The 26,424-nt window shown below is 64.1% G+C and carries 25 protein-coding genes; 14 read left to right on the top strand and 11 right to left on the bottom strand.

The window, feature by feature from the left end:
• Positions 1 to 33: 33 nt before the first annotated feature.
• From KA261_00545 to prfB, 6 genes are all read right to left on the bottom strand, one after another.
• The gene (locus KA261_00545; protein MBP7696272.1) at positions 34 to 279 is read right to left on the bottom strand and encodes a zinc ribbon domain-containing protein; all 246 of its coding nucleotides are present in this window, start codon (positions 277 to 279) and stop codon (positions 34 to 36) included.
• A 108-nt stretch (positions 280 to 387) separates the two neighbouring features.
• Positions 388 to 1,611 carry a pyridoxal phosphate-dependent aminotransferase gene (locus tag KA261_00540; GenBank protein MBP7696271.1) on the bottom strand — a complete coding sequence of 408 codons (1,224 nt, stop codon included), beginning with the start codon at positions 1,609 to 1,611 and terminating at the stop codon, positions 388 to 390.
• Positions 1,612 to 1,715: 104 nt separating this feature from the next.
• Positions 1,716 to 3,386, bottom strand: coding sequence for a phosphoenolpyruvate carboxykinase (ATP) (pckA, locus tag KA261_00535; protein MBP7696270.1), 1,671 nt, complete (start codon positions 3,384 to 3,386; stop codon positions 1,716 to 1,718).
• A complete protein-coding gene (locus tag KA261_00530) occupies positions 3,383 to 4,600 on the bottom strand; it encodes an aminotransferase class I/II-fold pyridoxal phosphate-dependent enzyme (GenBank protein ID MBP7696269.1) in 1,218 nt (405 codons plus the stop codon). The genes pckA and KA261_00530 overlap by 4 nt, the downstream gene beginning before the upstream one ends.
• 4 nt (positions 4,601 to 4,604) lie before the next feature.
• A complete protein-coding gene (gene pta, locus KA261_00525; GenBank protein ID MBP7696268.1) occupies positions 4,605 to 5,597 on the bottom strand; it encodes a phosphate acetyltransferase in 993 nt (330 codons plus the stop codon).
• Positions 5,598 to 5,617: 20 nt separating this feature from the next.
• Positions 5,618 to 6,703 carry a peptide chain release factor 2 gene (prfB, locus tag KA261_00520; protein MBP7696267.1) on the bottom strand — a complete coding sequence of 362 codons (1,086 nt, stop codon included), beginning with the start codon at positions 6,701 to 6,703 and terminating at the stop codon, positions 5,618 to 5,620.
• Positions 6,704 to 6,924: 221 nt separating this feature from the next.
• Between prfB and KA261_00515 the strand changes: the two genes are divergently transcribed.
• The 12 genes from KA261_00515 (at position 6,925) to KA261_00460 (ending at position 19,994) form a co-directional block, all read left to right on the top strand.
• Entirely contained in the window at positions 6,925 to 7,563 is a 639-nt protein-coding gene (locus KA261_00515) for an MBL fold metallo-hydrolase (GenBank protein MBP7696266.1), read from the top strand.
• A complete protein-coding gene (locus KA261_00510; GenBank protein ID MBP7696265.1) occupies positions 7,556 to 8,401 on the top strand; it encodes a histidinol-phosphatase HisJ family protein in 846 nt (281 codons plus the stop codon). Before KA261_00515 ends, KA261_00510 begins: the two co-directional genes overlap by 8 nt.
• 8 nt (positions 8,402 to 8,409) lie before the next feature.
• Positions 8,410 to 9,006 (top strand): DNA-3-methyladenine glycosylase, encoded by a 597-nt coding sequence (locus KA261_00505; protein ID MBP7696264.1) that lies wholly within the window; start codon positions 8,410 to 8,412, stop codon positions 9,004 to 9,006.
• A gap of 160 nt (positions 9,007 to 9,166) precedes the next feature.
• Positions 9,167 to 10,384, top strand: coding sequence for a Glu/Leu/Phe/Val dehydrogenase (locus KA261_00500; GenBank protein ID MBP7696263.1), 1,218 nt, complete (start codon positions 9,167 to 9,169; stop codon positions 10,382 to 10,384).
• Between the two features lie 133 nt (positions 10,385 to 10,517).
• On the top strand, positions 10,518 to 11,135 hold the full coding sequence (locus tag KA261_00495; protein ID MBP7696262.1) for a site-2 protease family protein: 618 nt from the start codon (positions 10,518 to 10,520) through the stop codon (positions 11,133 to 11,135).
• Position 11,136: 1 nt separating this feature from the next.
• Positions 11,137 to 11,823 carry a hypothetical protein gene (locus tag KA261_00490; GenBank protein MBP7696261.1) on the top strand — a complete coding sequence of 229 codons (687 nt, stop codon included), beginning with the start codon at positions 11,137 to 11,139 and terminating at the stop codon, positions 11,821 to 11,823.
• Between the two features lie 74 nt (positions 11,824 to 11,897).
• Positions 11,898 to 13,814: an ABC transporter ATP-binding protein gene (locus tag KA261_00485; protein ID MBP7696260.1), complete on the top strand. Its 1,917-nt coding sequence runs from the start codon at positions 11,898 to 11,900 to the stop codon at positions 13,812 to 13,814.
• On the top strand, positions 13,795 to 14,928 hold the full coding sequence (locus KA261_00480; protein ID MBP7696259.1) for a glycosyltransferase family 4 protein: 1,134 nt from the start codon (positions 13,795 to 13,797) through the stop codon (positions 14,926 to 14,928). Before KA261_00485 ends, KA261_00480 begins: the two co-directional genes overlap by 20 nt.
• A complete protein-coding gene (locus KA261_00475) occupies positions 14,915 to 16,021 on the top strand; it encodes a glycosyltransferase family 9 protein (GenBank protein ID MBP7696258.1) in 1,107 nt (368 codons plus the stop codon). The genes KA261_00480 and KA261_00475 overlap by 14 nt, the downstream gene beginning before the upstream one ends.
• Positions 16,021 to 16,803: a glycosyltransferase family 2 protein gene (locus KA261_00470; GenBank protein MBP7696257.1), complete on the top strand. Its 783-nt coding sequence runs from the start codon at positions 16,021 to 16,023 to the stop codon at positions 16,801 to 16,803. The genes KA261_00475 and KA261_00470 overlap by 1 nt, the downstream gene beginning before the upstream one ends.
• Positions 16,787 to 17,830, top strand: a complete 1,044-nt coding sequence (locus KA261_00465; protein ID MBP7696256.1) for a glycosyltransferase family 9 protein — start codon at positions 16,787 to 16,789, stop codon at positions 17,828 to 17,830. The genes KA261_00470 and KA261_00465 overlap by 17 nt, the downstream gene beginning before the upstream one ends.
• Positions 17,831 to 17,837: 7 nt before the next feature.
• Positions 17,838 to 19,994 (top strand): bifunctional (p)ppGpp synthetase/guanosine-3',5'-bis(diphosphate) 3'-pyrophosphohydrolase, encoded by a 2,157-nt coding sequence (locus tag KA261_00460; protein ID MBP7696255.1) that lies wholly within the window; start codon positions 17,838 to 17,840, stop codon positions 19,992 to 19,994.
• Between the two features lie 44 nt (positions 19,995 to 20,038).
• Here the strand turns inward: KA261_00460 and KA261_00455 are convergent, their stop codons facing one another.
• The 5 genes from KA261_00455 to KA261_00435 form a co-directional block, all read right to left on the bottom strand.
• Entirely contained in the window at positions 20,039 to 20,290 is a 252-nt protein-coding gene (locus tag KA261_00455; protein MBP7696254.1) for a dockerin type I repeat-containing protein, read from the bottom strand.
• Positions 20,221 to 21,072, bottom strand: coding sequence for a hypothetical protein (locus KA261_00450; GenBank protein MBP7696253.1), 852 nt, complete (start codon positions 21,070 to 21,072; stop codon positions 20,221 to 20,223). The genes KA261_00455 and KA261_00450 overlap by 70 nt, the downstream gene beginning before the upstream one ends.
• A gap of 42 nt (positions 21,073 to 21,114) precedes the next feature.
• A complete protein-coding gene (locus tag KA261_00445) occupies positions 21,115 to 21,450 on the bottom strand; it encodes a hypothetical protein (protein ID MBP7696252.1) in 336 nt (111 codons plus the stop codon).
• Positions 21,441 to 22,376 carry a hypothetical protein gene (locus tag KA261_00440; GenBank protein ID MBP7696251.1) on the bottom strand — a complete coding sequence of 312 codons (936 nt, stop codon included), beginning with the start codon at positions 22,374 to 22,376 and terminating at the stop codon, positions 21,441 to 21,443. Before KA261_00440 ends, KA261_00445 begins: the two co-directional genes overlap by 10 nt.
• Before the next feature lie 230 nt (positions 22,377 to 22,606).
• Positions 22,607 to 24,322 carry a M28 family peptidase gene (locus KA261_00435; protein ID MBP7696250.1) on the bottom strand — a complete coding sequence of 572 codons (1,716 nt, stop codon included), beginning with the start codon at positions 24,320 to 24,322 and terminating at the stop codon, positions 22,607 to 22,609.
• A gap of 224 nt (positions 24,323 to 24,546) precedes the next feature.
• Between KA261_00435 and KA261_00430 the strand changes: the two genes are divergently transcribed.
• Positions 24,547 to 25,245, top strand: a complete 699-nt coding sequence (locus KA261_00430; GenBank protein MBP7696249.1) for a tetratricopeptide repeat protein — start codon at positions 24,547 to 24,549, stop codon at positions 25,243 to 25,245.
• A complete protein-coding gene (locus KA261_00425) occupies positions 25,238 to 26,365 on the top strand; it encodes an SO_0444 family Cu/Zn efflux transporter (GenBank protein ID MBP7696248.1) in 1,128 nt (375 codons plus the stop codon). The genes KA261_00430 and KA261_00425 overlap by 8 nt, the downstream gene beginning before the upstream one ends.
• Positions 26,366 to 26,424: the final 59 nt, after the last annotated feature.

Here is a 26,424-nt window from a genome sequence, read left to right as displayed (position 1 = left end):
TTGTGCGGCTCTCCGGCGCCGCCGCTTCGGCGCTCACGAATTTTCGGTCTTGGTCGTTATGCCGGACGTTTCTTTCTGGGCGGCGTCCTTGTAGTCCTTCTTGCGATAATCGGTAATGTAGAATCCGCTGCCCTTGAAGAGGAAACCGGCCCCGCCGGAAATCACCCGCTCGACATAGCCCTGGCATTTCGGGCATTCGGTCAGAGGCAGTTCGCTGATGCGCTGAAACTCCTCGAAACGGCAGCCGCATTCGTTACACACGTACTGGTAGGTCGGCATCGGTCGTCCATCACTCCTTGTCAATCAGCTCACAGATTCTCGCCCGGTGGCCTGTCCGGCCGGGGCCGAGACAGGCGCACCGACAAATATATCACATTTTACACGGAATTAGTTCCCATTTCGTACCCTTGGGCGGAGCTGGGCGACGCCCTCTCCCAGCCGTCGCAAACCCTCGACGAGTCGGTGCTCGGCCGCGGCGTAGGATATACGGAGATGGTTTTCCGCCCAGAAAGCGGAACCCGGCACGACGGCCACGCCGTGCCGCTCAAGCAGAAAGAGGGCCAGGTCGGCGGAGGTCATCATCGGGCGGTCGCCGACTTTGCCGCCGAGGAGGCCGGAAATGTCGGGGAAGAGGTAGAAAGCGCCGTCGGCGTTCGGACAGGTAATGCCGGGGATGGCGCGGAGGGCGGCCAGGGCCCGGTCGCGCTGGGTCTGGAGCCGGATCACCAGGTCTTTTCGGAAGAAGTCCGGCTCCTCCAGCGCCGCCAGGGCGGCATGCTGAGAGATCGACGAGGCGTTGTTGGTTACGTGCGACTGGACCAGAGTCATCGCCTCAATCACTTTTCGCGGACCGACCGCGTAGCCGATGCGCCACCCGGTCATGGCGTAGCTCTTCGAGAAGCCGCTCACAATGATCACCTGGTCGGCCAGATCGGGAGCCAGGCGGAGCAGGCGATACGACTCGGCGGGCGGGTAGACGATCGCCTCGTAAATGTCATCAGTTATTACCCAGAGGCCGCGTTCCCTCGCGACGGCGGCGACGGCCCGGAGAGCGCTCTCGGAACAAACGGCGCCGGTCGGGTTGTGAGGAGAATTGACGATCACGGCGCGGCTGCGGTCGGTGATAGCCGCGCGGAGGGCGGGTTCGTCGATCTGGAAACCGTCCTCGGGCCGGGTCGGCAGCAGCACCGGGACAGCGCCGGCCATCTTGACCTGTTCCGGGTAACTCGGATAGTACGGTGAGGGGATGATGACCTCGCCGCCGGGTCCGGAGATTGCATAGAGGGCGTTGAACAAGGCCTGCTTGGAGCCGCTGGCGACGACGACCTGGTCCGGCGCGAAACGGAGGCCGTGAGTCTCGGAGACGAATCGGGCGATGGCGGTGCGGAGGTCGCGGATGCCGGAGGACAGCGTGTACTTGGTGTGGCCCTCGCTGATGGCGGCCATCCCGGCGCGGGCGACGTGTTCGGGCGTGGCGAAATGGAGCTCCCCGGTGGCCAGGGAGACGATGTCCTGCCCCTCGTGCACCAGGTCGCGCACGCGGGAAAAATACGCAGTCGTCCCCGAGGGCCGAAGCAACGCCATATTCGACGAGAGCTTCATCGCTGCCATCTTCCGGTCATGCCAAGGCGAAACCGAAAGCGGTTTCGCCTGGCAGACACAGACACTGTACGGGCCGCCCGCCGCCAGTGTGAGGCAGTGCGGCGGCGGAAGTATCAGGCGCCGCGCAACGCGCTGATGCCCTCTTTGGTCGGACCCGCCTTGACGACCTCGGGCGGAGTGCCATCGGCGAACTTCTTGAAGTTCTCGATGAACAGTGCCGCGAGCTGCAAGTACTTGTCCTCGTATGCTTTCGGGTCTTCCCACCCTTCGATCGGCCGCAGCACTTTGTCCGGCACGCCGGGACAGGACTTCGGGACTTGAAAGCCGAAGACGGGGTCGGTGCGGTATTCGACCTGGCTGAGAGTGCCGTCGAGCGCCGCGTTCAGCAGGGTCCGGGTGTGGTGGATGCTGATGCGCTTGCCGATGCCGTACGGGCCGCCGGTCCAGCCGGTGTTGACCAGCCAACAGGTCGCCCCGTACTTGAGCATCTTGTTGCGCAGCATGTCGGCATAGAACGCCGGGTGGTGGACCATGAAGGGCGCCCCGAAACAGGCTGAGAAGGTGATCTCCGGCTCCTTGCCCAGATCGACCTCGGTCCCCGCGACCTTGGAGGTGTAGCCGGATATGAAGTGGTACATCGCCTGCTCCGGCGTCAGCCGCGCGATCGGGGGCATCACCCCCGAGGCGTCGCACGTGAGCATCACGATGTTCTTGGGGTGGCCCGCCTGCTTGTCGGGTACGGCGTTGTCGATGTACTCGAGCGGGTAGGCGGCCCGGGTGTTCTCCGTGAGACGCTCATCGTCAAGGTCCAGAAGGCGCGAGACGGTGTCGAAAGCGACGTTTTCCAGGATCGTCCCGAACTTGCGCGTGCAGGCGTAAATCTGCGGCTCCGCGGTCGGGGAGAGCGCGATCACCTTGGCGTAGCAGCCGCCCTCGAAATTGAAGATCCCTTCGTCGCTCCAGCCGTGCTCGTCGTCGCCGATGAGGCCCCGCTTCGGGTCGGCCGACAAGGTCGTCTTGCCGGTCCCGGAGAGGCCGAAGAAGAGCGCCGAGGCGCCGTCGTCGCCGACGTTGGCCGAGCAGTGCATGGAGAGCACGCCTTCGAGCGGCAGCAGGAAATTCATGACGGTGAAGGCGGACTTCTTGATCTCGCCGCCGTAACCGGAATTGCCGATGAGGCAGAGCTTTTCGTCGAAGTTCAGCAGGATGAAGGTCTCGGACAGCGTGCCGTCAATCTGCGGCAGCCCCTTGAACGAGGGGATGGAGACGATCGTGAACTCCGGCACGAAGCGGCGGAGTTCGTCGTTGGTGGCCGGCTCGATGAACATGTTGCGGGCGAAGAGGGAGTGCCAGGCGTACTCGGTGATGACGCGGATGGGGAGCCGGTAGTTCTTGTCGGCGCCGCAGTAGCAGTCCTGCACGAAGAGATCGCGCCCCTGGAGGAAACCCTGGAGGCGGTTCCACACGAGATGGAACTTGTCGAGGCTGAAGGGGCGGTTGTATTCGCCCCACCAGATGCGGTCTTCGGTGGAGGGTTCGCGGACGACGAACTTGTCGTTGGCCGACCGGGCCGTGTGTTTGCCGGTGCTCACGGTGAGCGCGCCGCCGTGGGTCACTTTCCCCTCGCCGCGGAAGATGGCCTCTTCGTAGAGAGCCTCGCTCGGGAGGTTCCAGTAGACGTTGTGGAGGTTGGTGAAGCCGTGGTTGTCCAGGCCGTATTCGCTCTTGACCGCGCCGGCCTCCTTCTGGGCCGGGGTCTTGATGTCGATGATGTACTGGGTCATTTCCAATCCCTCCGCATTTTGCGGTCGCCGATGTAGATTTCGTTGGGCGACTCGGGATCGAGAGCCCACTTGATGCGGGCCACACCTTCCTTGATCTCCTTGATCGTGCCGCAGAAGGAGAGGCGCAGGCGGCCCTCAAGGCCGAACTCTTTGCCGGGGACGCTGACAACCCGGGCAACATCGAGGAGGAACTTCGACAACTTGACCGAATCCTTCTGGTAGGCGCGGAAATCCGGCAGGCAGTAGAACGTGCCTTTGGGCGGGTCGATGACGACGCCGTTGAAGGCCCGCAGCTCGTTCACCATCACCTTGGCGTTGTTCTCCAGCGTGAGACGGAGGCTCTCGACGCTGCTCTGGACGCCCATGAGGGCGCCGGCCGCGGCCGCCTGCGCGACCACCGACGGGCACGAGGTGTTCTGGGCCGAAATGTTGATCATCGCGGCCGTGATGTTCTGGTTGGCCACCGTCCAGCCGATCCGGAACCCGGTCATCGCGTACGATTTCGAGACGCCGTTGACCACGATCAGACGGGAGTTCTCGGACTGGTCCTTCGCATACTTGTAGCAGGGCGTCCACTTGCCGTCGGAAAACACCAGCTTGTGGTAGATGTCGTCCATGATCAGGTAGATCCCCTTCTTCTCGCAGTACTGGACGATCTCGCCGATGAAGTCCTCGCTGTAGACGGCCCCGGATGGGTTGTTCGGGCTGTTGATGACAATCGCTTTCGTGTACGAACTGACCTGCTGGGTGATGTCCGCCATGGTCGGTTCGAAGCGGCCGCTCTCGGGGGTGACGATGACCGGGACGCCGTAGACCATGCGGACGATTTCCGGGTAGCTGACCCAGTAGGGGGCGACGATGATGACCTCGTCCTGGGGGTTGACGATGGTCATCATGAGGTTGTAGAAGGCCTGCTTGGCGCCGGAGAAGGCGATGACGTTGCGGGGGCCGACAACCTTGTTGTAGTTCTCCTCGGTGTACCGGATGATCGCCTTGATGAGGGAGGGGATGCCCTCCGTGGGGGTATACCGGATTTCTGCCGAGGTGAGTTTGGCCGCGCTGGCGAGCACGGCGTCGATGGGGACTTTGCTCTTGGGCTCTCCAGCGCCGAGGTGAATCACGGGTTCGCCGCGCTCTTTCAGGAGGCGGGCGGCCTCGTTGAGCTTGAGCGTCGGCGACTCCTTGACTTCCCGGGCCAGTTGACTGATGCTCATGGTCCTACCCTCGTAAAAGTGTCGCGATCGCGCTGACGTCGACGATGTCATCGGCCGAACAGCCGCGCGAGAGATCGTTGGCGGGTTTGGCGAGTCCCTGGATGATCGGGCCGGTGGCGGTGGCCTTGGCCAGGCGCTGGGTCAGCTTGTAGCCGATGTTGCCCGCGTCGAGATCGGGGAAGACCAGGACGTTGGCGCTGCCGGCGATCGCCGAACCGGGGGCCTTCTTCGCCCCGACTTCCGGCACGATCGCGGCATCCAGCTGAAATTCTCCGTCCGCCTTCAGATCCGGGTGCTCTTTCTTCAACAGGGCCAGCGCGGCCAGTACCTTGTCGACATCCTCGTGCGCGGCCGAACCTTTGGTCGAAAAGGACAGCAGGGCGACGCGCGGCTCCTCCCCGAGGAGGAAGCGCAGAGTGTCGGCCGAGGACACGGCAATCGAGGCGAGCTGCTCGGGCGTCGGGTTGGGCACGACCGCGCAGTCGGCGAACACGAACACCTTGTTCTTCTCTCCCCGGTATTCCGGGATCGTCATGAGAAAGCAGCTCGAGACGGTGGTGATGCCGGGTTTCAGCCCGAGGACGTGGATGGCGGCGCGCAGGACGTTGCCGGTGGTGTTGACGGCGCCGGCGACCGAGGCGTCGGCCCGGTCGTGGCGCACGAGCATGGCGCCGAAGTACAGCTCGGTGGCCATCTGCTCGCGCGCCTGGTCGGGGGTGAGCCCCTTGGCCTTGCGCATCTCGTACAGCTCGTGGGCATATGCCTCGAACTCGGGGTGCCGGCGCGGCGTGATCACCTCGACGGCGCCGAGCTGCAGCCCCCGGCCTTTTGCCTCGGCCGCGATTTTGTCCGGGTCGCCCAGGAGAATGACCCGCGCGATCTTCTCGGCGGTGAGCTTCTTGGCGGCCTCAATACTCCGGGGCTCGGCGCCTTCCGGCAGCACCACTGTCCCGTGTTTCTTCCGGGCACGTTCCTTTATGAGCGATACGGCATCCATGATGCACTCCCACAGTTCGACTATTGTGTATTCCCGGTCGGCGCGAGCGCCCCGAGACTGTCATTGAGTTCCGGATCAGTCAGAAAAGCCTGGATGAACTCCTCCAGGTCGCCGTCCATCACCGCCTGCACGTTGCCCGTTTCCACCGATGTCCGGTGGTCCTTGACCATCTGGTAGGGCTGGAAGACGTACGAGCGGATCTGTGACCCCCACTCGATCTTCTTTTTGGACTCCTCGAACTTGGCCATCTTCTTGGCCTCCTCCTCCCGTTTGAGCTGGTAGAGGCGGGACTTGAGGACGGTGAAGGCGGCCTCTTTATTCTTGTGCTGGCTGCGCTCGGACTGGCAAGTCACCACGATCCCGGTCGGGAGGTGGGTCAGCCGAATGGCCGAGGATGTCTTGTTGACGTGCTGCCCGCCGGCCCCCGAGGAACGGTAGGTGTCGATCCGCACCTCCTCCTCCCGGATCTCGATTTCGATGTTGCCCTCGACTTCCGGGAAGACGTGCACGGAGACGAAGGACGTATGGCGGCGGGCGGCTGCATCGAACGGGGAGATGCGCACGAGGCGGTGGACGCCCGATTCGGCTTTGAGGTAGCCGAAGGCGTAGTCCCCCTTGATTTCGAGCGTCGCCGATTTCAGTCCGGCCTCGTCGCCCGGCTGGTAATCCATGAGTTCGACGGTGAAGCCGTTGCGCTCGGCCCAGCGGTTGTACATGCGAAAGAGCATGTCCGCCCAATCCTGCGATTCGGTGCCCCCGGCCCCCGGGTGGATGGAGAGAATGGCGTTGCGGTGGTCGTCCGGTCCGGACAGCAGGGCGGCCGATTCAATGCGGGCGAGCTCCTTCTCAACGCCGTCCAGGGTCGCTTCCAGTTCGACCAGCTCGCCCGGGCTCTCCACGGCGTCGGCCAGCTCCAGCAGTTCCTCCACGGCCGTGAGATCGGCGGCGAGGCGCTCGTAACTCTCAAGCCACCGGCGATGGACCGCGAGTTCTTTCAGGATCCCCTGGGCGCGCTGGTTGTCATCCCAGAAGTCCGGGGCGCCGGAAGCGTCTTCGAGTTCTTTCACTTTGTCTCGGCGTGCCCCCAGGTCAAAGATACCTCGCAAGCTTTTCGAGGCGACCTTTCAGTTCGGGGACACGGATCTTCAATTCTGCCAGCATCGCGCCGTCACCTCCGTATCTGGAAGGGTCAAATATAAGCGGTCCTCTCGGAAGGGTCAACACGAATCGGGGAGAGATGTTATTTTTTTCACAAGCTCCGCGGGCGCGCGCCGCGCACAAAAGGGCGTTGACAAGCTGCTCTCCGCCGCTATCTTGGGACCCTGATATGCAAGTACAAACACTCGTCGTCGGCGCCTTTCAGGTCAACTGCTATCTGTATTGGGGCGACGCGGCCGGACGCGGGGTCATTATCGACCCCGGCGATGAAGAAGAGCGGATCGCGGACGCGGTTACGAAGGCCGGGTTTGAGCCGGCCGCGGTGCTGCTGACGCACGGACACGGCGACCACATCGCGGCGGTGTCGCCGCTGATGAAGCAGTACGGAATTCCGCTCTGGGCCGGAGCCGGCGAGGAGAAGCTGCTGGCCAATCCGACGGCGAATATCTCAGCCCTCGTGGGGCGCCCGGTGACGACCCCGGTGCCGGACAAGCTGTTGCGGGACAATGAGGTGGTGTCGGCAGGGCCGTTTGACCTGCGGGTGCTCGCGACGCCCGGGCATTCGCCCGGCGGCGTGTGCTACCTGGACGAGCGGGCCGGCGTGCTCTTCACCGGCGACACCCTCTTCTGGGGGTCGATCGGCCGGACCGACCTGCCCGGCGGTTCCCACACGCAACTGATCCGGTCGATTCGGGCGAAGATACTGACGCTGCCGGACGGGGTGATCTGTTACCCCGGCCACGGACCCACGACCACGGTGGGCGGCGAGCGTGTGAACAACCCCTTCCTGATGGATGATTATGTCTGAGCCGAACATCGCGCGGCTGGCCACGCCGCACCTGACCGACTTCCACGTCCACTGCGATTATTCGACCGACGCCGTGGGGACAATCGACGAGTACTGCCGGGCGGCCCTCGCCCGGGGGCTGGCGGAGATCTGCTTCGTCACCCACTACGACACGAACCCGGCGGTCGATTCCGGCGACTGTTTCGTGCGGATCAAAGGGGTCGAACGGCGGGCCGCCCCGGAACACCTGGCCCCCTATGTCGACGAGGTGCACCGGGCGCACGACGAATACTACCCCCGCGGGTTGATGGTCAAACTCGGGATCGAGGTCGGGTGGTGGGAAGGCTGCGAGGACACGGTGCGGGGGGCGATCGAGCGCTACCCCTTCGACTACGTGCTGTGCGGCATTCATGATGTCGGCGACGTCTGCATCTGCTCGCACGACACCGAGGGGAATCTTGGGCGCATGGCGCCCGAGCGGCTCATCGAGGAATACTTTCGCCAGGCGGTGCTGGCCGCGCGCACCGGGCTGTTCAGCGCTCTGGCGCACCTCACCTACTACCGGCGGTTCGGCGAGCAGTACTACGGGAGCATCATCAACGAGCTCCACCGGCCTTACCTGCCGGAGCTGTGGGAGGCGCTCCGCGCCGGGGGCACGGCCATGGAGATCAATACCTCGGCGATCCGCCACGGGCTGGGGGAATACTATCCGCCGCCCGGCCTCATCCACGCGGCCCGGCGGGCCGGCGTGCGCGTCGAGCGCCTGGGGTCGGACTCCCACCGTCCCGAACAGGTGGGGCTTGATTTCGATGCCGCGGCGCCGCTGGTGGCCGAGCAGGCGCCCTACTACGGCGAGTGAGGTCCCGGGTGGCGGCGACACGTTCCCCGAAAAAACTCCCCCGCTCGTTCTACGCCCGGCCTACACTCGAGGTCGCGCCCGATCTGCTGGGCAAGTTCATCGTCTACCGCTCGCCGCGCGGCCGGCTGGCCGCCCGGATCACCGAAGTCGAGGCCTACATCGGGCAGGACGACCCGGCGTGTCACGCCAGCCGCGGAAAAACCGCGCGCAACGAGGTCATGTTCGGACCGCCCGGTTTCAGCTACATCTACTTCATCTACGGCATGTACTACTGCCTGAATGTCGTGACCGAACCGGAGGGACAGCCGGCGGCCGTGCTGGTGCGGGCGGCCGATCCGGCAGAGGGCCTGGATCTCATCGCCCGGCGATCCTCGGGAAACGGACCCCACGCCTGGCTGGCGGGACCGGGGAAGTTGTGCCGGGGATTCGGACTGACCCGCCGGCAAAACGGCATTGATTTGACCCGTGATGTTCTGTATCTTGAGGACCGCCACGCGCCGGTTGAGGCGGTCGGCCGGTCCCCGCGCATCGGGATCCGCGTCGGCGCCGAACGGATGTGGCGATTCTACGACCAAAATGCCAAGTCCCTGTCCCGGCCGGGATAACCGCAGTGAAGAGAGGTGAGGAACCGTGGCCAAGTCATCCCCTGTCAAGGCGAGCGAGACATCGACAAAGAACTCCGGCAAACCCAAGCGGCGCGAACACCCTCGCAGCGTGGTGTCCGTCCGCGACCGCACCATCCCCATTTCGGTCTTCGGCAACGTGATGAAGCAGTTCGACATGGCGGCCGCGAAGCTGAACCTCGAACCGGAACTGCTCAATTTCATCAAACTCCCCCGCCGCAGCACCATCATGCACCTGCCGGTGCAGATGGATGACGGCACCTGGCGGATGTTTTTGGCCTATCGCGTGCAGCATTCGATCGCCCGCGGTCCCGCCAAGGGCGGGATCCGCTACCATCCGGATGTCACGCTCGACGAGGTGCAGGCGCTGGCCTCGTGGATGACCTGGAAGAGCGCGGTCGTCAACATACCTTTCGGCGGCGGCAAGGGAGGGATCGTGTGCGATCCGACCAAGCTCTCGCTGAGCGAGCTGGAGCGGCTGACCCGGCGGTACGCGGCGGACATGGTGGACCTGTTCGGTCCGGACCAGGATGTGCCGGCGCCGGACGTCGGCACCGGCCCGCAGGTGATGGCGTGGTTCATGGACACCTACTCGATGCGGGCGGCGCACCCGGTGCCGGGCGTGGTCACCGGCAAGCCGCTGCAGTTGGGCGGGTCGCGCGGGCGCGTCGAGGCGACCGGGCGCGGCGTCGCCCTCTGCGTCAGGGAAGCGGCGCGCTACCTCGGCTTCGAACTTGGCCGCTGCACCGCCGCCGTGCAGGGGTTCGGCAACGTCGGTTCGATCTCGGCCAAACTGCTGCACGAGCTGGGGGTGAAAGTCACCCACGTCTCCGACGTGAACGGCGCGCTCCGCGATCCGCACGGGCTGGATATCGAGGCGCTCCTCGAGTACGCCCAACAGAAGCGGACGATCGTGGGATTTCCCCGCGCCGAGGCTATCGAGGCGGCCGACGTTCTGGCGGCCGAGGTCGATATCCTGGTGCCGGCCGCCCTGGAAAATCAGATCACGCACGCGAATGCGAAGACTGTGCGGGCGAGGATCATCGCCGAGGGCGCCAACGGACCGACCACGCCGGAGGCGGACGCGATCCTGAACAAGAAAGGGATCATGGTCATCCCCGACATTCTCGCCAACGCGGGCGGCGTGACCGTGTCGTACTTCGAGTGGGTCCAGAACCGGATCGGCTATTTCTGGTCGGAGGAGGAAGTGAACCGTCGGCTCGAGGAGAAGATGGTGATGGCGTTCAACGACGTTCTGCGGGTAGCGCAGGAACACCATGTGGACATGCGCATCGCCGCCTACATGCTGGCGATTACGCGGGTGGTCGAAGTCGTGCGCCTGCGGGGGATCTACGCCTGAACCGGGCGCCCGCTGACAGGCCGCGTCGGGGGGACAGCTCCGCGTCGGGTTTTTGGTGGCCGTCGGGCCGACCGCGCCGTATAATGTGCATGTCGTCGGGACGCTTCAACCCGGCGGCGCGCGAGATTATGTGATGGATGCGGACTTTCTCCAGCGGGCGCTCCTGGCGGGACCGGCGATCCTCTTTTCGCTGACCTTCCACGAATTCTCGCATGCCTACCTGGCCTACTGGTTCGGCGACACCACGGCGCGGGACCTCGGGCGGCTGACCTTCAACCCCCTGGCGCATCTGGACCTCTTCGGCACGATTGTGATGGTTTTCTCGCAGTTCACCTTCGGCTGGGCGAAGCCGGTGCCGGTCAACCCGTGGAATCTGCGCAACCCGCGCCGGGCGGATTTCTGGATCTCGGCAGCCGGGCCGCTGTCCAATCTTACCCTCGCGCTGGCCTTCGGATCGCTCTTCCGGATCCTGGGTCCGCACGCGGGGTCTCTGCCCGAAGCGGTCCCGTTGTTTCTTATGTTCGCCGTGCAGGTCAACATCGCCCTGGCAGTTTTCAACCTGATTCCCCTGTTTCCGCTGGACGGTTCGCATATGCTTCGCAATGTTCTTCCCGAGGAAATGGGGTCGGCGCTGGACTCTTTCGACCGGATCGCGCCGTTCGTGCTCCTGCTGCTGGTGGTGACCGGAGCGGTCAGTGTCATCCTTGTCCCAATCATGCGGGTCCTCATCCCGCTGCTTCTCGGAGCATGAGATGCGCACGCGGCGGGGCATAGTCATCATGCCGTCGGCGGCGCTCGCGCTTGTCCTGTCGGCCGGCTGCGCCGGCGGGTACCGGGGAGGGGCGCCGGAAACGCGCGCCGACCTCGATCGGGTGGAAGTCACCGCCGACGCCTACCTCTTCGATGCGCGCCTGGTGCGGGAGGGGAAGCCGACGTCGGTGCGGTTGGAGATCTACTACACCGACACGCTGATCGGTCTGGGTGGACGGGGCTATCTCGGCAAAGGGGCGCTCAAAGGATGGCTGCGCGAGGATTCACTGAGAGTCTATTTCCCTGGTTCCAACGAGTATGTCTACGAGGCGGTGCCGACGCTCCTGGAGTCGGACGCCTGCGCGCAGGCGGAGGTCCGGGTGCCGCTTGCCGGACTGCTTTCGACCACGCCCGATTCGCTCGGGGCGGCGGAGGATCTCGAGGTGGAGGCCGATTACGTGGATCCCGATGAACCGCGCTTTGTGATTCGCGGGCGGGGATGTCCCTGGCGGCTGGAGATCCGCTACGACCGGCGCGACGACCGGTGGCAGGTCAAGGAGTTCCGTTTCGCGGACGGCGCCGACCTGTGGCTGACGGCGCAGCGGCGGACGGTAAAGCACGGGGCGAAAATGAGCGCCGGCCGGTTCGCGGTCGCCATCCCTGAAAACGCCGTCCGGATCGTACCCTGAAACCGCCGGGCGGTTGACTTCCCTCCCCGCCGGAGCGATATTGCCGACCGGTCACTTTCTTACGGAGCAAGTCAGTGAATCTGTATCGTCGGGCGCTCGCGGCCCTGAAACCCTACTGGAAGCACCTGGTCACCGCCTCGGTGTCGGCGGCCCTCTCGGCAGTGCTCGCCGGCCTGCTGGTGTGGATGCTCGGCCCGCTTCTCATGGTGCTGTTTGAGGTGTCCGATCCGATGGCGACGGTGGCGGCGCCGACGGCTACGGCCGAGGTCCGGCCGGCGACCCCCGGCGAAGCCACCGGGAACTCGGGGATGATCCAGAAGCTCTCCTCCCGGCTGGGCAAAGTCAAGGAGTCGATGCAGGCCTGGGTCGACGGTATCGTGCGCTCGGACAACCGCCGCCAGACCCTTCTCAACTTCTGCTGGCTGGCCTTTCTGGTCGTGATCGCCAAGAACGTCTTCCTCTACCTGCGGGGCTACTTCATGGCCTACGTCCAGCAAGCCCTGGTGCGGCGTTTTCGCGACCAGTTGTTCGAGAAATACCAACGGCTGCCGCTCGGGTATTTTCACGGCCGGCGCACCGGCCAGGTCATCTCCCGGATCACCAACGACGTCCTCGTCCTCAATGATTCCGTCGACATCGGATTCAACAATTTGGTCACCGACGCCATCACGGTGATTGTGCTGTTCGCTTTCCTCGTGATCCTGAGCTGGAAGCTGACGCTGCTGTCGATGATCGTGATGCCGCTCGTGTTCGTGTTCATCTGGTTCGTGGGGAAGAAGCTTCGGAAGTACTCGGCCCGCACGCAGGAGCGGATGGCGGACGTCAACTCGGTGCTGGAGGAGGCGGTCACCAACCTGCGGATCGTGAAGGCGTTTTCGACCGAGGAGTTCGAGACCGGGCGGTTCTTCCGGGCCACCCACCAGTATTTCCGGTCGCTTCTGCGCATGACCCGGATCCGGCACCTCGCGGCGCCGATCAACGACATGCTGGCGACGACGGCCGGGCTGTTTATCCTGCTCGTGGCGGGGACGCGCATCATCGCCGGGACGGGAGAGCTGAGCGCCGGGGACTTCATCACCTTCATCGTCGCCATGCTCGCCATGATCAAACCGGTCAAATCGCTCAGCCAGATCCACATCAAGCTGCAGGAGGGGATGGCGGCGGCGGAACGCATTTTCGAGGTGCTCGACGCCCCCGAGACGGTGGGCGAACCGGCGGCGCCGGTTGTGCTGCCGGAGTTCCGCGAGGTAATCCGCTACGAGGGCGTCTGGTTCCGCTACGAAACCTCCGACGACGTCCTCCGCGACGTGACGTTCGAGGTGCGCAAGGGAGAGGTGGTCGCGATCGTCGGACCTTCGGGCGCGGGCAAGTCCACCCTGCTCGACCTGCTCCCGCGCTTCTACGATCCGCAGCGGGGGAGGGTGGCGATCGACGGGCATGACATCCGCACGCTCTCGCTGGCCTCGCTGCGGCGGCAGATGGGGATTGTCACCCAGGAGACGCTCCTGTTCAATGACACGATCGCCAACAACATCGCGTACGGCTTGACGGACGTCCCGCGCGAGCGGATCGAGGAGGCGGCGCGGATCGCCAACGCCCACCAGTTTATCGCTGAATTCGAGCGGGGCTACGACACGCCGGTGGGGAATCGGGGGGTGATGCTGTCGGGAGGCCAGCGACAGCGGGTGGCGATCGCCCGCGCGCTCCTGCGCGATCCGGCGATTCTGATCTTCGATGAAGCCACGTCGGCCCTCGACACCGAGTCGGAGCTGCTCGTTCAGGAGGCGATCGACCGGCTCATGCGGGACCGGACGGTGCTGGTGATCGCCCACCGGCTGTCGACGGTCAAGAATGCCGACCGCATCATCGTGCTCGACCGCGGCCGCATTGTCGAATGCGGGAGCCACTCCGACCTGCTGCGGCACAACGGACTGTACAACCGGCTGTACACTATGCAGTTTCAGGACGTCGATGCACATACTCCAGCTTGACTCCATCGAACCGGAAACCTACGGCGGTATGGAAGAATGGATTCGGCTGGTCTCCGGCGGATTGGCCGCGCGGGGACACCGGGTCACGGTGGTCGGGCGGACGGGCGCAGAGTTCCTTCGGCGGGTCGAGCTCGATACCCGGGGCGTAGAGACGCTCCACCTGGCAATCGCCGGGGATTTCGGTCCGCTCGTGATCGCGCGCCTGCGCACCTTCATGCGCCAGCGCGCTGTCGATATCGTCACCGTCAATTTCAATAAAGACATCCGGCTGGCCGGAATCGCCGCCCGCTGGGCGGGCCGCCCGCGCGTGATCTGGCGGGTCGGACTGGACATCGCCGGAGACCGCCTCCGGCACCGCCTCCTCACGCCCCGCCTGGTCGACGCCGTCATCACCCCCTCGGCCGCGCTCAAGAAGCAGATCGTCGCCCACGGCTACATCAGTCCGGAGATGGTCACGGTGATTCCGAACGGAATCCCCGACCGGCCGGTGCACGAACAGCGGCCCCAGGCGGCGCGGCGGCTGCGCGAGAAGTACGGCCTGCCGCCGGCGGCGCTGGTGGCGGTGACCTCCGGGAGATTTGTCGATCAGAAGGGGCACGCCTACCTGGTGGCGGCCGCCGGCGAGATCATCCGGCAGGCGCCGGACATTCGGTTTCTCTGGCTTGGGGACGGCCCCCTCGAGACTCGTCTCAAAGCGGCCATCGCGGATGCAGGCCTGGAGAGCTTTTTCGTTTTTGCGGGTATGCTGCGCGACTTCGACCTGGAACTGGCGGGGAGCGATTTCATGCTCCACCCGGCGGTGGAGGAGCCCTTCGGGTTCGTCCTGATCGAAGCGATGCGGGCCGGGCTGCCGGTGGCCGCGACGCGGGTCGGGGGAATCCCCGAGGTGGTTGCGGAGGGGTCGAGCGCAGTCTTGTTCCCGCCGCGCGATCCGGCGGCCCTGGCGGCGGCGGCGGTCGCCCTGGCCTGCGATTCCGACGCCCGCACGCGCCTGGGACGGGCCGGGCGGGAGCGATTCGAGCAGCGGTTCAGCGCCGACCGGCTTGTCGATGACGTCGAGCGGTTCTTCCTGTCGCAACTGGAGGAGGCCGGGCAGAGCCATGGGACGGCTTAAGGAGTTCGAGTACTCGTTCAAGCGGTTCTTCTACCGGGCCACCGCGTCGCTGCTCCGGCCGCGGCCGGTCGGGGAGGGACCGCTCGACGGCGCGGCGCTGCGGAAAGTGCTCTTCCTGCGCCCGGACAAACTCGGCGACATGGTCATTTCCTTCCCCGTCTTCGACGCTCTTCGGACCCGGTATCCCCACCTGCGCATCGGGGTGCTGGCATCGCCGCGAAATTCGGCCATCACCCTGGGCGACCCGCGTTTCGACGAGATCTACATGTACACCAAGCGGGCGCCGCACGACCTCCGCGAACTCCGGCGCCTCCGGCGGGCGCAGTACGACTGCGTGGTCGACCTCGTCTACGGCGATTCGGTCACAACCCTGTACCTCTCGGAGTACGTGGCGCGCGGCAAGCCTCGGATCGGCGTGGGCAAGGAGCGCTACGCCCGGTACTACGACTTCAACCGCTCCGGCCGGGGACAGATTCTTGAATGCACGCTCCAGGTGCTGGCGGCGTTCGGCATCGACCCTGCGGCCGTTAACCCGTACGCGGGGCCGCATCTGAGCCGCAGCGATCAGGAGTTGGCCGCGGCCTTTCTCGGCGCGGCTGCGGCCGACGGCGCCGGCAGTTTGACAGTCGGGCTCAATCTTTCAGCCGGGATGCCGTCGCGCCTGTGGCAGCCGGAGAAATCGGCCGAGCTGGCGGCGCGCATCCTGGCCGCCCGTCCCCGGGCCCGCATTATCGTCATCGTCGTGCCCGGCGACCGCCGCCGCGGGCAGGAACTGGTGCAGGCGGTGCGCGACGCGCGGGTGCACCTGGTGCCGGACGGCCTCACCCTCCGGCAGGTGGCCGCCGTGATCAGCCGGCTTGACCTGCTCGTCACGCCCGACACCAGCCTCGTGCATATCGCGCGGGCGCTCCAGGTGCCGGTGGTCGGGCTGTACAGCTGCCACGAACGCAACTTCCGCCAGTGGCGGCCGTACGGGCAGGACATCGGAGCCGTCGTCGCGCCGAGCGAGGACAACATTTTCGCCATCACGGTCGACCAGGTTATGGCGGCCTTCGAGCAGGTCGCGGCCGGGCGGCTGGGCGTGGAGGAATGATGGGTCTGACGGTTGTGGTCATCACCAAGGACGAGGAGGCCAACATCGAGCGCTGCCTTGAGTCGGTGGCCTGGGCGGACGAGCTCATCGTCGTCGATTCCCAATCGACTGACCGGACGGCCGAGCTGGCGCGGCGGCGCGGGGCGGTTGTGTGCGACGTGGAGTGGCGGGGGTTCGGCCCGGCCAAACGGCGCGGTGTGGCGCTGGCCACCCAGGAGTGGGTGCTGTCGCTCGATGCCGATGAAGTCGTGGGAACCGAGCTCGCCCACCAGATCCGCCAGGTGGCCGCCGGCGGCGGGGAGCACGACGGCTACTACGTCGGCCGGCGCACCAATTTCCTCGGCCGCTGGATCTCGCACTGCGGATGGTACCCCGATCCGGTTCTGCGCCTGTTTCGCCGCGAAAAGGGGAATGTCAACGAGGCCGTGGTCCACGAACAGGTGGAAGTCGACGGATCGGTGGGGCGGCTGTCCGGCGAACTCCTGCACTTCAGCTACCCGACTCTGGAGCACTACCTGGCCAAATCGGCCGTTTACACGACTCTCGGAGCGCGCGAGGCGTTTCGCCGGGGCCGCCGCGCGCGCTGGTATGATCTTGTCATTCGGCCCCCGATCTCGTTCTTTTCGCATTATATTGTCCGGCAGGGATTCCGCGATGGAATGGAGGGATGGATCATTTCGGTGATGTCGGCGGTTGCGGTCTTTGTGAAATATGCCAAGCTGCGCCACCTGCAGCGGACCGCGACCCCGGAACAGAGGGAGCAGTATGGCTTTGGAGATTGACCTGCAGCCGGGGGACAAAATCCTGATCAGCCGGACCGACCGGCTGGGCGACCTCATCCTCGCGCTGCCCTTTGTCGAGACCATCAAGCGGCGCTACCCCGAGTGCCGCGTCGACGTCCTGGCGTCGCTGTACGCCTCGCCGATTCTGGAGAATAACCCGCACATCGACCGGATCGTCCGGGTGCAGAACGACCAGCTCTGGACCGACAACCTGTACAAGAAGGACCTCCTGCACCGGATACGGATGGAAGGCTACCGGGCGGTCGTGGCGCTGTACCCTGAACGGCAGATCTCGCAGTTGTTCCAGCGGGCCGAAATCCCGATCCGCATCGGGACCGCCCGCCGGTTCCACTCGATCTACTTCACCCACCACGTCACCCACAGCCGCAAGGCCAACGTGAAACACGAGTACGAGTACAACCTCGACTTCCTCCAGTTCTTCCGCGATGGCGAGACGGTGGCCAGCCCGAAGGTGTACCTGCGGGAACGGGAACTGCGCAACGCGCGGCGCATTCTCGACGACGTCGGGGCGGAGGAATCGTTTGTCGTTATCCACCCCGGGTCGCGCGGGTCGGCCGAACGCTGGCCGCCCGAGCGCTTTATCGAGCTCTACTGCCAGCTGTCCCGGGAGGGGCTGAGCGTCGTGCTCTCCGGATCGGAGGAGGAGGGCCAGGGGCTGTCGGATCTCACCGCCGGGCTGCCGGTGGCCGTGCGGGACATCTCCGGCCAGACCGATCTGCGGACGCTGGCGGCCGTGCTGTCGCAGGCGCGGGTGGTGGTGGCCAACTCCACCGGCCCGCTCCACTTGGCCACCGCCGTCGGCACCCACGTCGTGGGCCTCTACCCGAGCCGCAAGGCGGTCTCGCCGCGGCGCTGGGGACCGCTCGGCGAACAGCACCGGGTCATCCAGCCGACCGGAGTCAAGTGCGAGTGCCCCCCCAAGGGGTGCCGGTGCATGGATACCATCTCGGTGGAGAGGGTGGTCGAGGAAGTCGTGGCCCTGTACCACGTGCAGTCAGTCGGATGACGGCGATATGAATCTGGCCGAGTTCATCATACGGATCGAATCGTTCAACGCCAACGTGAACATTCCCCTGATCCGCAAAGCCTATGAGTTCTCGGACCGGGCCCACGCCGGCCAGAAACGGCAGTCGGGGGAGCCGTTCATCGAGCACTGCCTCGAAGTCGCTTTCATTCTCGCCGAGCAGCACATGGATTCGACCACGATCGCCGCCGGGCTGGTCCACGACGTGGTCGAGGACACCAAGATCGGGATCGACCACCTCCGGGCCGAGTTCGGCGACGAGATCGCGGACCTCGTCGACGGCGTGACCAAACTGGGCTCGGTCGAATTCACCTCGCGCGAGGAACAGCAGGTCGAGTATTTCCGGAAGATGCTGCTCACCATGGCGCGGGACATCCGCGTCATCCTCATCAAGCTCGCCGACCGCCTCCACAACATGCGGACGCTCGAGGCCCTGCCGCCCGACAAGCAGCGGCGGATCGCCCAGGAGACGCACGACGTCTACGCGCCACTCGCCCACCGCTTCGGGATCAACCGCATCAAGACCGAACTGGAGGACCTCTCGCTGAAATACCTCGAGTCCGAGGTATATTTTGAAATCGCCGCCCGGCTGAAAGAAAAGCGGGAGGAGCGCGAGGCCTACATCGAACAGGTGGTGCGTCCGCTGAAGGAAGAGCTGACCAAGAACAGCATCCAGGCGACCGTCTACGGGCGGGCCAAGCACATCGACTCGATCTACCGCAAGATGCGCATCCGCAACGTGCCCATGGAGGACATGCACGACCTGTTCGCCATCCGCTGCATCGTCAACACCGAGCGGGAGTGCTACCACACCCTGGGTATCGTCCACGCCATGTGGAAACCGGTGTCGGGGCGCTTCGACGATTACATCGCGAACCCGAAGCCGAACGGCTACCGGTCGCTCCACACGGCGGTCTTCGGCCCCCTCAACAAGATCGTCGAAATCCAGATCCGCACCCACCAGATGCACTATGTCGCCGAGAACGGAATCGCCGCGCACTGGCTGTACAAAGAGGGACGCCAGGAAATGAGCCGCTCCGACCGCCAGATGGTCTGGTTGCGCGACGTTCTCGAGTGGCAGAAGGACATGACCAATCCCTCGGATTTCCTCGAATACCTCAAGATCGACCTGTACTCCGAGGACATCTTCGTGTTCACGCCCGCCGGGAAACTGATTCACCTGCCCAAGGGTTCGACCCCGCTGGACTTCGCCTTCCAGATTCACAGCGAGGTCGGCATCCACTGTGCGGGGGCGAAAATCAACGGGCGGCTCCAGCCGCTCTCGACCGAACTGCAGACCGGCGACAGCGTCGAGATCATCACCAATCCCAACCGCACGCCCTCGCACGACTGGCTCAAGCTGGTGAAAACCTCGCAGGCGCGGTCGCGCATCCGCCGCTGGCTCAAGCAGGCCGGGTTCGAGCGGTCGGTGGCTTTGGGCAAGGAAATCGTGGAGCGCAAACTCAAGGAAGAGCGGCTGAAAATGCCCGACGGCGATACGCTCCTGGGCTACGCCCAGCAGCTGGACAAGAAGACGATCGAAGAGCTGCTCGCGGCCATCGGCAGCGGGGCCATGGGCGTCGGCAAACTCATGACGCTGATCGAGCCCGCCCTCGAACCGGAAGAAACCGGCTTCGTCGGACGGGTGATCGAACGCATCCGCGGGTCGAAGGGGATCAAGGTCCACGGCCTGGATGACATGATGTTCCGCTTCGCCGGATGCTGCCAGCCGATCCCGGGGGAGGACATCGTCGGATTCATCACGCGCGGACGGGGGGTGAGCATTCACCGGGCCGACTGCACGGTGGCGATTTCGCTGCAGGAACAGGCCCCGGAGCGCAAGATCGACGTAAGCTGGGATACGGCCAAGGGGCAGTCGTTCGTGGTCCGGCTCGAGATGGTGGTCGAGGACCGCAAGAACATGCTCCGCGACATCACCCAGGCCATCGCGACCGCCGACACCAATGTCCGCGCGGCTGAAATGTATGCGCGCGATACGACGGCGGTGGGGGAATTCGTCGTCGAGGTGTCAAGCCTCGCGCACCTGAACCGAATTCTCGATAAAGTGCGCAAGGTCAAGGGGGTGATCAAGGTGGTTCGGGCGAAGGGGAAGGACAGCCTGGAGAATGTCGAGAATATGGAGTAGGGGAGCGTGACGATTGGGGCCGGGCGAGGAATTGTCGTCGCTGTCTACGCCACTTCCTCGCACATCTCGGTGGGCAGAGGCACACCGCGGAACAGCACGGCAATCAGGAGGGTCACGTCGGCAACGTTTACCCCACAGTCACCATTTAGGTCGCCGCGCAGAATTGGAATGGGTGCCGGGCCGCCGCGAAAGAGATAGTCGATCAAACGGGTGAGATCGCTAATGGTTAGCGTGCTGTCGCCATCGACGTCGCCGGGCGATAGGAGTACTGCGTCAATTGCGTGAGCGGCAAACAAGTCCTCAAAGACAGTGCTGAAGGAATAGCCCAGGTCGAGCCAGCCCGCTCTGAACTCTCGAATGGTCCAGCAGTGATCATGGTTTGGGTCTGCCGGGCAGGGTCGTAGTTTGTCAGGACATGCCAAATTGCGGCAGGACCGGCCCACCAGGAACCGCCATTGTAGTCCTGGTTGTGTCCCCACAATGCGCCGCCAATATATTGGTTGCCGTCGTCGGCATTGTCATCAAGGTCAATAAGAGAAACGGCGACAGCTCCGGGGACCTGCGCGCCGTCGTACTGCGGGTTCAAAGGTGGTGGCGGCAACGGTTCGAGATTCTGATTGTCATCGTAATAAGGCGGGTCGGGCAACGGATATTCAAGATTCTTGACATCACATGCAGGATCGGTGAACGTAGAGTTGACAAACTCCACCTCACCAAGATAGCTGCAGCCTGCGTAGAAAGCCCGACCTTCCGTCAGTGCTGCACGGGCATTCTCGCTGCCATACAGCGGAAACAGGTAATCGTATGGATCACCTCCTCCGGGTATCCGCTCCATATAGCTGAACATGAGGTGGTGGGCAAATTCATGGGCAATAACATGACCATCCCATTCATCCCAATTATCAAGGAAGTTCGCGCGGCTGGCAATGTAGAATCCAGGAACTCCATCGTACTCAAATCTATTGTAGACGCTCGTTGACTTTGAGCCGTCTAGATCGTCCCATATCACCCCCATGTACGGAGCCAAGTCTTGCTCACCGAAGTCATCTACGAGAAGTTGCTGAAGAAGGCGAAACATGTCCAGTATGTTACACGCGCCTCCTACAGACAAGTCAGTGATCTATGTGTATACTTCGGGAACATAGACATTCGTGTATTCAGGGTTATCGACCTGGATGCCGTGAGCATGAAGCCAAAACGTTTCATCATCGAGCGAGAAATCATGGTTATCTGCGTACACGATTTCGGCGGATGCGTTTATGGAAACAAAATAGAACCGAACCCGGCGATTGTTCGTTTGAAAGCTGAAGTAGCCGCTGGCGCCTATGTCTAGCTGCCTGTCCAGAGTATACCGCACGCCATCATTGGATTCGTAGATCCCCAGACCAACGTTGCAGATCGGCCATTCGATTCCGAACTTATTTACATAATTGGCGGTCCCCTCATTCAGTACCATGCGGCATCGTGAACAAGCAGAATTCGTTCCAGCGACCCAGCTTCCACCCGAAACAGGGCCCGCCCCGAATCACCTTTCAACTCGAAAACGCCGGTTCTTGCTCCGGACTTAGTATACACAGCGTTTCCCTCCAGCAGAAAAACCCGAACGGATCCAGTGAAAGCGGAGTCCGTGAAGAATTCCACCTCGCGGGTAGGATCGTATGCGATTCGGATTGTATCCGGTGACTCAGAGCTGAGATTGATGGGGGTCGTTTGCCGCGGGCGCAGTATCGGCGGTCCGTCACCGTGCAGCTGGCGTGGCCTCCTCGTCCCGCGTCGGTTGGTTTGGTCCAAACTATCGATCACCGGATGCCTCTTGAGTTCAGAAGGAGCATTGCTTGCTGCCGTGTCTGCCAAAATGAGGCCAGTGTCGGTTACCTTGAGGCGCCAGAGACGGCTGATCTGATCGTTCTCTTCAGCCTGGCGGAAATCGATGGGTTTGCTTCGAAACTGTGCAACACACTCACGGCCAACATCTACTCCTGCATTTGGACCGAATTGGGGTGGAATGATCTGCCCCAATGTCTGTGCTGCGTGCACCCAGCCCGTAACGACTCGCTTGATCTCCGCCCGGATGACGAACCGAGCCTTCAACTCGACGGTCTGACACCGGGTAAGAGAGCCTATCCAGAGAGTGTCTCCACCCACAAATTCGACGCCTGGATTACCACGAATCAGCACTGTGTCCGGTATTCCCTTCGAATGACTGAATGAGTCCACAGGGGTGAATCTGAACACCACGTCGAAGGGCTCGCCGAGTTTGGGCTCTCCGACTATCTCAACTCCACCAGATCCCTTGAGGTCTCCGTACTCTAAAGCGATATTTGCGTGCGTGGTGTCAGCGACTGCAACCGACACCAAGGCCACCGACCCCATTATGAGCATGAAGATTCGTATAGTGACTTCCTCCCGTGTTGAATGCCAGTGCTTACGCTGCTTAATATGATGCGGGGCTCCCGATGAACCCCTTAGTATCCATAGTGAACACCTGATGCATAGCCGTTGTCAAGCTCCATGTTTACCGGAAACAGGATCCGTGAGTACTCCTTTACAGCACTGATTCGGTGCTCTTTTGCAGGCATCAGGGGCGTCAGGGACTTGCTCAGCAACTTCTTCTATTCAAAGACAACTGTCAGATCCACCGTCTCGGCGTTCCGATTGACCCGGACGACGGTCGTGTCGCCCTTGCGGAAGCGGCCGAGCGCGTTCATGTAGTCGTAGATGTCCCCGATTTCGATCTCGCCCATGCGCGTGATGATGTCGCCGGCCAGCAGACCGGCCCGTTCGCCGGGACGGTCGGGCTGCACGTTATCCACGCGAAGACCTTTGACCTCCGCGACGTAGTCGGGCATGATGCCCAGGGTCACGGAGAACGTCGAGGCGCGCTTGCCTTCGTCAGGATCCTTGGTCTTCTGGAATGTCAGCGGGCCGGGATAGCGGTCGAAATAGGAAACGAGATCGGTCACGACGTCGGCGACCGTGACGAGGCCGGCGTAGTCAATCCTGTCCCAATCGTCCTCCGGCTTGTGGTAGTCGTTATGGGCGCCGGTGAAGAACATGAGGACGGGAATGCCGCGATTGTAGAACGCGGTGTGGTCGGAGGGCCCTTGGCCGGACTTCTTCTGCGTGATCTTCACGTCCTCACGCCTGAGGCTGTCGAAGTAGACGGTGAAGGCCTCGGTCGTGCCGGTCCCCATCACCGCCAGCCCATTGTCCTGTTCGGCCAGCCGCCCGACCATGTCCATATTGACCATCATGCGAACCTTCGCGCTGTCGACGGTCATGTCCCGGGCGAAATGGCTCGAGCCGAGAATGCCGAATTCCTCGCCGCTGAAGGCCGCGAAAAGGAGAGAATAGTGCGGTTTCTCGGCCTGCGCGGCATAGTGGCGGGCGATCTCCAGCAGGACCGAAGTCCCCGATCCGTTGTCGTCGGCGCCGTTGTGAATCTGCGGATCGTTGCCCAGATAGCGCGAGCCGCTTCCGGGGCCGCCAGACCCGAGATGATCGTAGTGGGCGCCGATGATGACTGTCGTGTCGGTCTCGCCCGGCAGGTAGCCGAGCACGTTGTAGCCGGTGTCGTGGACCTTGACCAGTTCCACCGCCCCTTCGGCCGACAGGACGGCCGGATCGCTCAGTGAGAGCCCCAGGTGCTCGAATCCGGCGCGGCGCAGGAAGATGATGGGGATGTCTTTCGGCGTGATCCGGACCGGGCCGATCGGCTGGAGCGTGTCGTCCTGATCCTCGGGGGTGATGAAGAAGATACCGGCTGCGTCATGTTCGAGCGCAGTGTTGATCTTGCTGGTGAGCGAACTGTATGGTTCAAAGTCCACGTGCGGGTTTTCATCCGCAGATGGAGCGTAGCGCTTGATCAGCACGGCTTTGCCGGCGACATCTTTGCCTGCGTAATCGTCGTAATTGCCGTCGGCCTCTTCGACCGTGATGCCGTAGCCGACGTCCACAATGGTGTCGAAGTCGAACGCGAGGCTGGCCGACTGCTTCATCGGCTCAAACTCCCCGTGGAGCGCCAGGGGCGCGCCGTTGAGGACGAGGCGGTTGCCCGGACCAAGCTCGATTGCCCTGACGAACTCGAAAGGCTGCAGCCAGGAACCGTCTGTCCCGCGCGGCTGGAGCCCGGCCGCGGCGAAGGCGGACTCGATGTAGCGGGCGGCTTTCATTTCCCCCTCCTCGCCGACCCGGCGCCCCTCGAGGGAATCATGGGCAAGAACCATCTCGTGGGCCCGCAGGGAATCCGCGGTGATCAGGTAAGCGGCCCGGACCGCCGGAGCGGCCGGCGCCAGCAGCAGCAGCGCAGCGATGAGCATACTCTTCATACAACTTCCTTATACCCGGCAAGCGCCAAAACCTCGCACTCCCGGCGGGCGGCATCAACCCGCCGTCGGCCGCCGACAGAGAACAGGGGGGACAATATCGCTTGCCAATATACGAATTGTCACGCGCTTGTCACGGCCCTTGCCGAACCGCGGGCACTTTTTGATTGCCGCGCGGTTAAGGTGGATTATATTGCCCGCTGAACTATACAAAGGAAAGCAACGGCATGACGGACAGCATTTGTGCAGCTTGCGGCAAACCCCTCACGGCCGGGGACCGTTTCTGCGCCGCCTGCGGCGCGCCGACCGACCTTGACGTTAAGCCGGTCCGCGGCGGGAAACCCGCCTCGAAAAAGCCTCCCGCGGGCGCGCCGCGCAGCGCCTCCACCGGGATGCGTGACGGCGCGATCATTGTCGGGGCGCTTGCGCTGATCACGGTCGGCTGGTTCGTGTTTCGGACCCCCGCCGTTCCGCCGCAGCCGCCCTCCGCCGCGACGCCGGCGGGCCACCCGGAGGTGCCGGGCGCCCCGATGGGCGGGATGACCGGAGGTCTGAGCGATCTGCCGGCCGACTACGACGGACTCGTGCAGGCGGGGAACCGGTACATGGACGCCGGGAACTATGCGGTGGCGGCCGAGAGTTATCGGCGGGCGCTGGCCCTCGATCCGTCGTCGCCCGACGTGCGCACCGATTTCGGCGCTTGCCTCCACGGCATGGGACTGCCTGAGCGGGCCATTGAGGAGTTCCGTGAGGTGATGCAGACCCACCCCGAACACGGCATCGCCAATTTCAACATCGGCATCGTCTATCTCGACATGGGCAAGCCGGACTCGGCCCGCTTCTACTGGGAAAAGTATCTCCAGCTTGAGCCGACCGGGGCGGCCGCCGCCAAAGCGCGCGAACTGCTCGGCAACCTGAATGGATAGCGCAGCGACTTTTTTGGGCAACTGGGCCGAGGCGACCTGGGCAATGGTGGTCGATTCGGCCTTGCTGCTTCTGCTCAGTTTCGTCCTGGCCGGGCTGCTCCACCTCGTGCTCAATGCCCGCACAATCGGGAAACTGGTCTCCGGCGGACGGCGGCGCGAAGTGTTCGCCACCGCGCTGGTCGGCGTGCCGCTGCCTTTGTGCTCCTGTTCGGTGCTGCCGGTGGCCTATCAACTCCGGCGGGCCGGCGTGAGCAAAGCCGGCACCACCGCCTTTCTCATCGCCACGCCCGAATCGGGCGTCGATTCCGTCCTGCTCACCTGGAGCCTCATGGATCCCCTCATGACGGTCGCGCGGCCGGTCGCGGCTTTTCTGACGGCGTTCACCGCGGGCAACATCGAGGCGGCCTTTCCGGATGACCGGCCGACCGGGAAAGACGGAGCGGCAGCCGGGGGAGACGGCTGCGCCTGCGGCTGCGCAGCGGAGCCGAACGCAGCCGTCGCGCCGGTACGGATCGCCGATCGCGCCCCGCGCGCGTCCTGGCTGAGCCGGGTGCTGGCCGGGATCAGGTACGGGTTCACGGATTTGTTCAGCGATCTGGCCGTCTATCTCCTTGTCGGGTATCTGCTGGCGGGTCTGGTGGCGGCCGTATTCGGCAGCGCGCTGTTGTCTCTGCCGCCGTGGCTGACCGCCGGCTGGGGCGGATACGCCGGGGCGATCGTGATCGGCCTGCCGCTCTACATCTGCGCGACCTCGTCGACACCCCTGGCCGCGGCGCTCCTGGGAGCCGGGTTTTCGCCGGGCGCGGTGCTGGTCTTCCTGCTGGTGGGGCCGGCCACCAATGTGGCCTCGATGACCGTGGTCGGCAAAATTCTCAAGGGGTGGGGACTGGCGCGGTACCTCGGGTCGATTGTGATTGTGGCCGTGCTCTGCGGGATCGCGCTCGACTGGGCCTACCGCACCGTGGGTATCGCGGCCGCGTTCCGCGCCGGCGGGCATGACCATGCCTCCTGGTACCACGTCGCCGCCGGCCTGCTGTTTGTGCTGCTGCTGGCGCGGGTGCTGGCGATGAAGATCCGGCGGCGCCTGCGGCGCGGACGGATGACACCGGCGGCCGGATGAGCTCGGGCGCGGCGCGGGCGCAGGCGGGAGCCCTTGCCGCCGGCGTGACCGCAAGGTAT

It is taken from the genome of Candidatus Zixiibacteriota bacterium (assembly GCA_017999435.1).
In the GTDB taxonomy this organism is placed as follows: domain Bacteria; phylum Zixibacteria; class MSB-5A5; order GN15; family FEB-12; genus JAGNLV01.
This window is presented reverse-complemented; position numbering and strand designations above follow the sequence as displayed.

What these genes read in the sequence shown, in the direction of transcription:
- KA261_00545 (MBP7696272.1), bottom strand. Translation starts at nt 279, where the DNA reads ATGCCGACCTACCAGTACGTGTGTAACGAATGCGGCTGCCGTTTCGAG.
- KA261_00540 (MBP7696271.1), bottom strand. Translation starts at nt 1,611, where the DNA reads ATGGCAGCGATGAAGCTCTCGTCGAATATGGCGTTGCTTCGGCCCTCG.
- pckA (MBP7696270.1), bottom strand. Translation starts at nt 3,386, where the DNA reads ATGACCCAGTACATCATCGACATCAAGACCCCGGCCCAGAAGGAGGCC.
- KA261_00530 (MBP7696269.1), bottom strand. Translation starts at nt 4,600, where the DNA reads ATGAGCATCAGTCAACTGGCCCGGGAAGTCAAGGAGTCGCCGACGCTC.
- pta (MBP7696268.1), bottom strand. Translation starts at nt 5,597, where the DNA reads ATGGATGCCGTATCGCTCATAAAGGAACGTGCCCGGAAGAAACACGGG.
- KA261_00515 (MBP7696266.1), top strand. Translation starts at nt 6,925, where the DNA reads ATGCAAGTACAAACACTCGTCGTCGGCGCCTTTCAGGTCAACTGCTAT.
- KA261_00510 (MBP7696265.1), top strand. Translation starts at nt 7,556, where the DNA reads ATGTCTGAGCCGAACATCGCGCGGCTGGCCACGCCGCACCTGACCGAC.
- KA261_00500 (MBP7696263.1), top strand. Translation starts at nt 9,167, where the DNA reads ATGAAGCAGTTCGACATGGCGGCCGCGAAGCTGAACCTCGAACCGGAA.
- KA261_00495 (MBP7696262.1), top strand. Translation starts at nt 10,518, where the DNA reads ATGGATGCGGACTTTCTCCAGCGGGCGCTCCTGGCGGGACCGGCGATC.
- KA261_00490 (MBP7696261.1), top strand. Translation starts at nt 11,137, where the DNA reads ATGCGCACGCGGCGGGGCATAGTCATCATGCCGTCGGCGGCGCTCGCG.
- KA261_00480 (MBP7696259.1), top strand. Translation starts at nt 13,795, where the DNA reads ATGCACATACTCCAGCTTGACTCCATCGAACCGGAAACCTACGGCGGT.
- KA261_00475 (MBP7696258.1), top strand. Translation starts at nt 14,915, where the DNA reads ATGGGACGGCTTAAGGAGTTCGAGTACTCGTTCAAGCGGTTCTTCTAC.
- KA261_00470 (MBP7696257.1), top strand. Translation starts at nt 16,021, where the DNA reads ATGGGTCTGACGGTTGTGGTCATCACCAAGGACGAGGAGGCCAACATC.
- KA261_00465 (MBP7696256.1), top strand. Translation starts at nt 16,787, where the DNA reads ATGGCTTTGGAGATTGACCTGCAGCCGGGGGACAAAATCCTGATCAGC.
- KA261_00460 (MBP7696255.1), top strand. Translation starts at nt 17,838, where the DNA reads ATGAATCTGGCCGAGTTCATCATACGGATCGAATCGTTCAACGCCAAC.
- KA261_00450 (MBP7696253.1), bottom strand. Translation starts at nt 21,072, where the DNA reads ATGTTTCGCCTTCTTCAGCAACTTCTCGTAGATGACTTCGGTGAGCAA.
- KA261_00445 (MBP7696252.1), bottom strand. Translation starts at nt 21,450, where the DNA reads ATGGTACTGAATGAGGGGACCGCCAATTATGTAAATAAGTTCGGAATC.
- KA261_00440 (MBP7696251.1), bottom strand. Translation starts at nt 22,376, where the DNA reads ATGCTCATAATGGGGTCGGTGGCCTTGGTGTCGGTTGCAGTCGCTGAC.
- KA261_00435 (MBP7696250.1), bottom strand. Translation starts at nt 24,322, where the DNA reads ATGAAGAGTATGCTCATCGCTGCGCTGCTGCTGCTGGCGCCGGCCGCT.
- KA261_00430 (MBP7696249.1), top strand. Translation starts at nt 24,547, where the DNA reads ATGACGGACAGCATTTGTGCAGCTTGCGGCAAACCCCTCACGGCCGGG.
- KA261_00425 (MBP7696248.1), top strand. Translation starts at nt 25,238, where the DNA reads ATGGATAGCGCAGCGACTTTTTTGGGCAACTGGGCCGAGGCGACCTGG.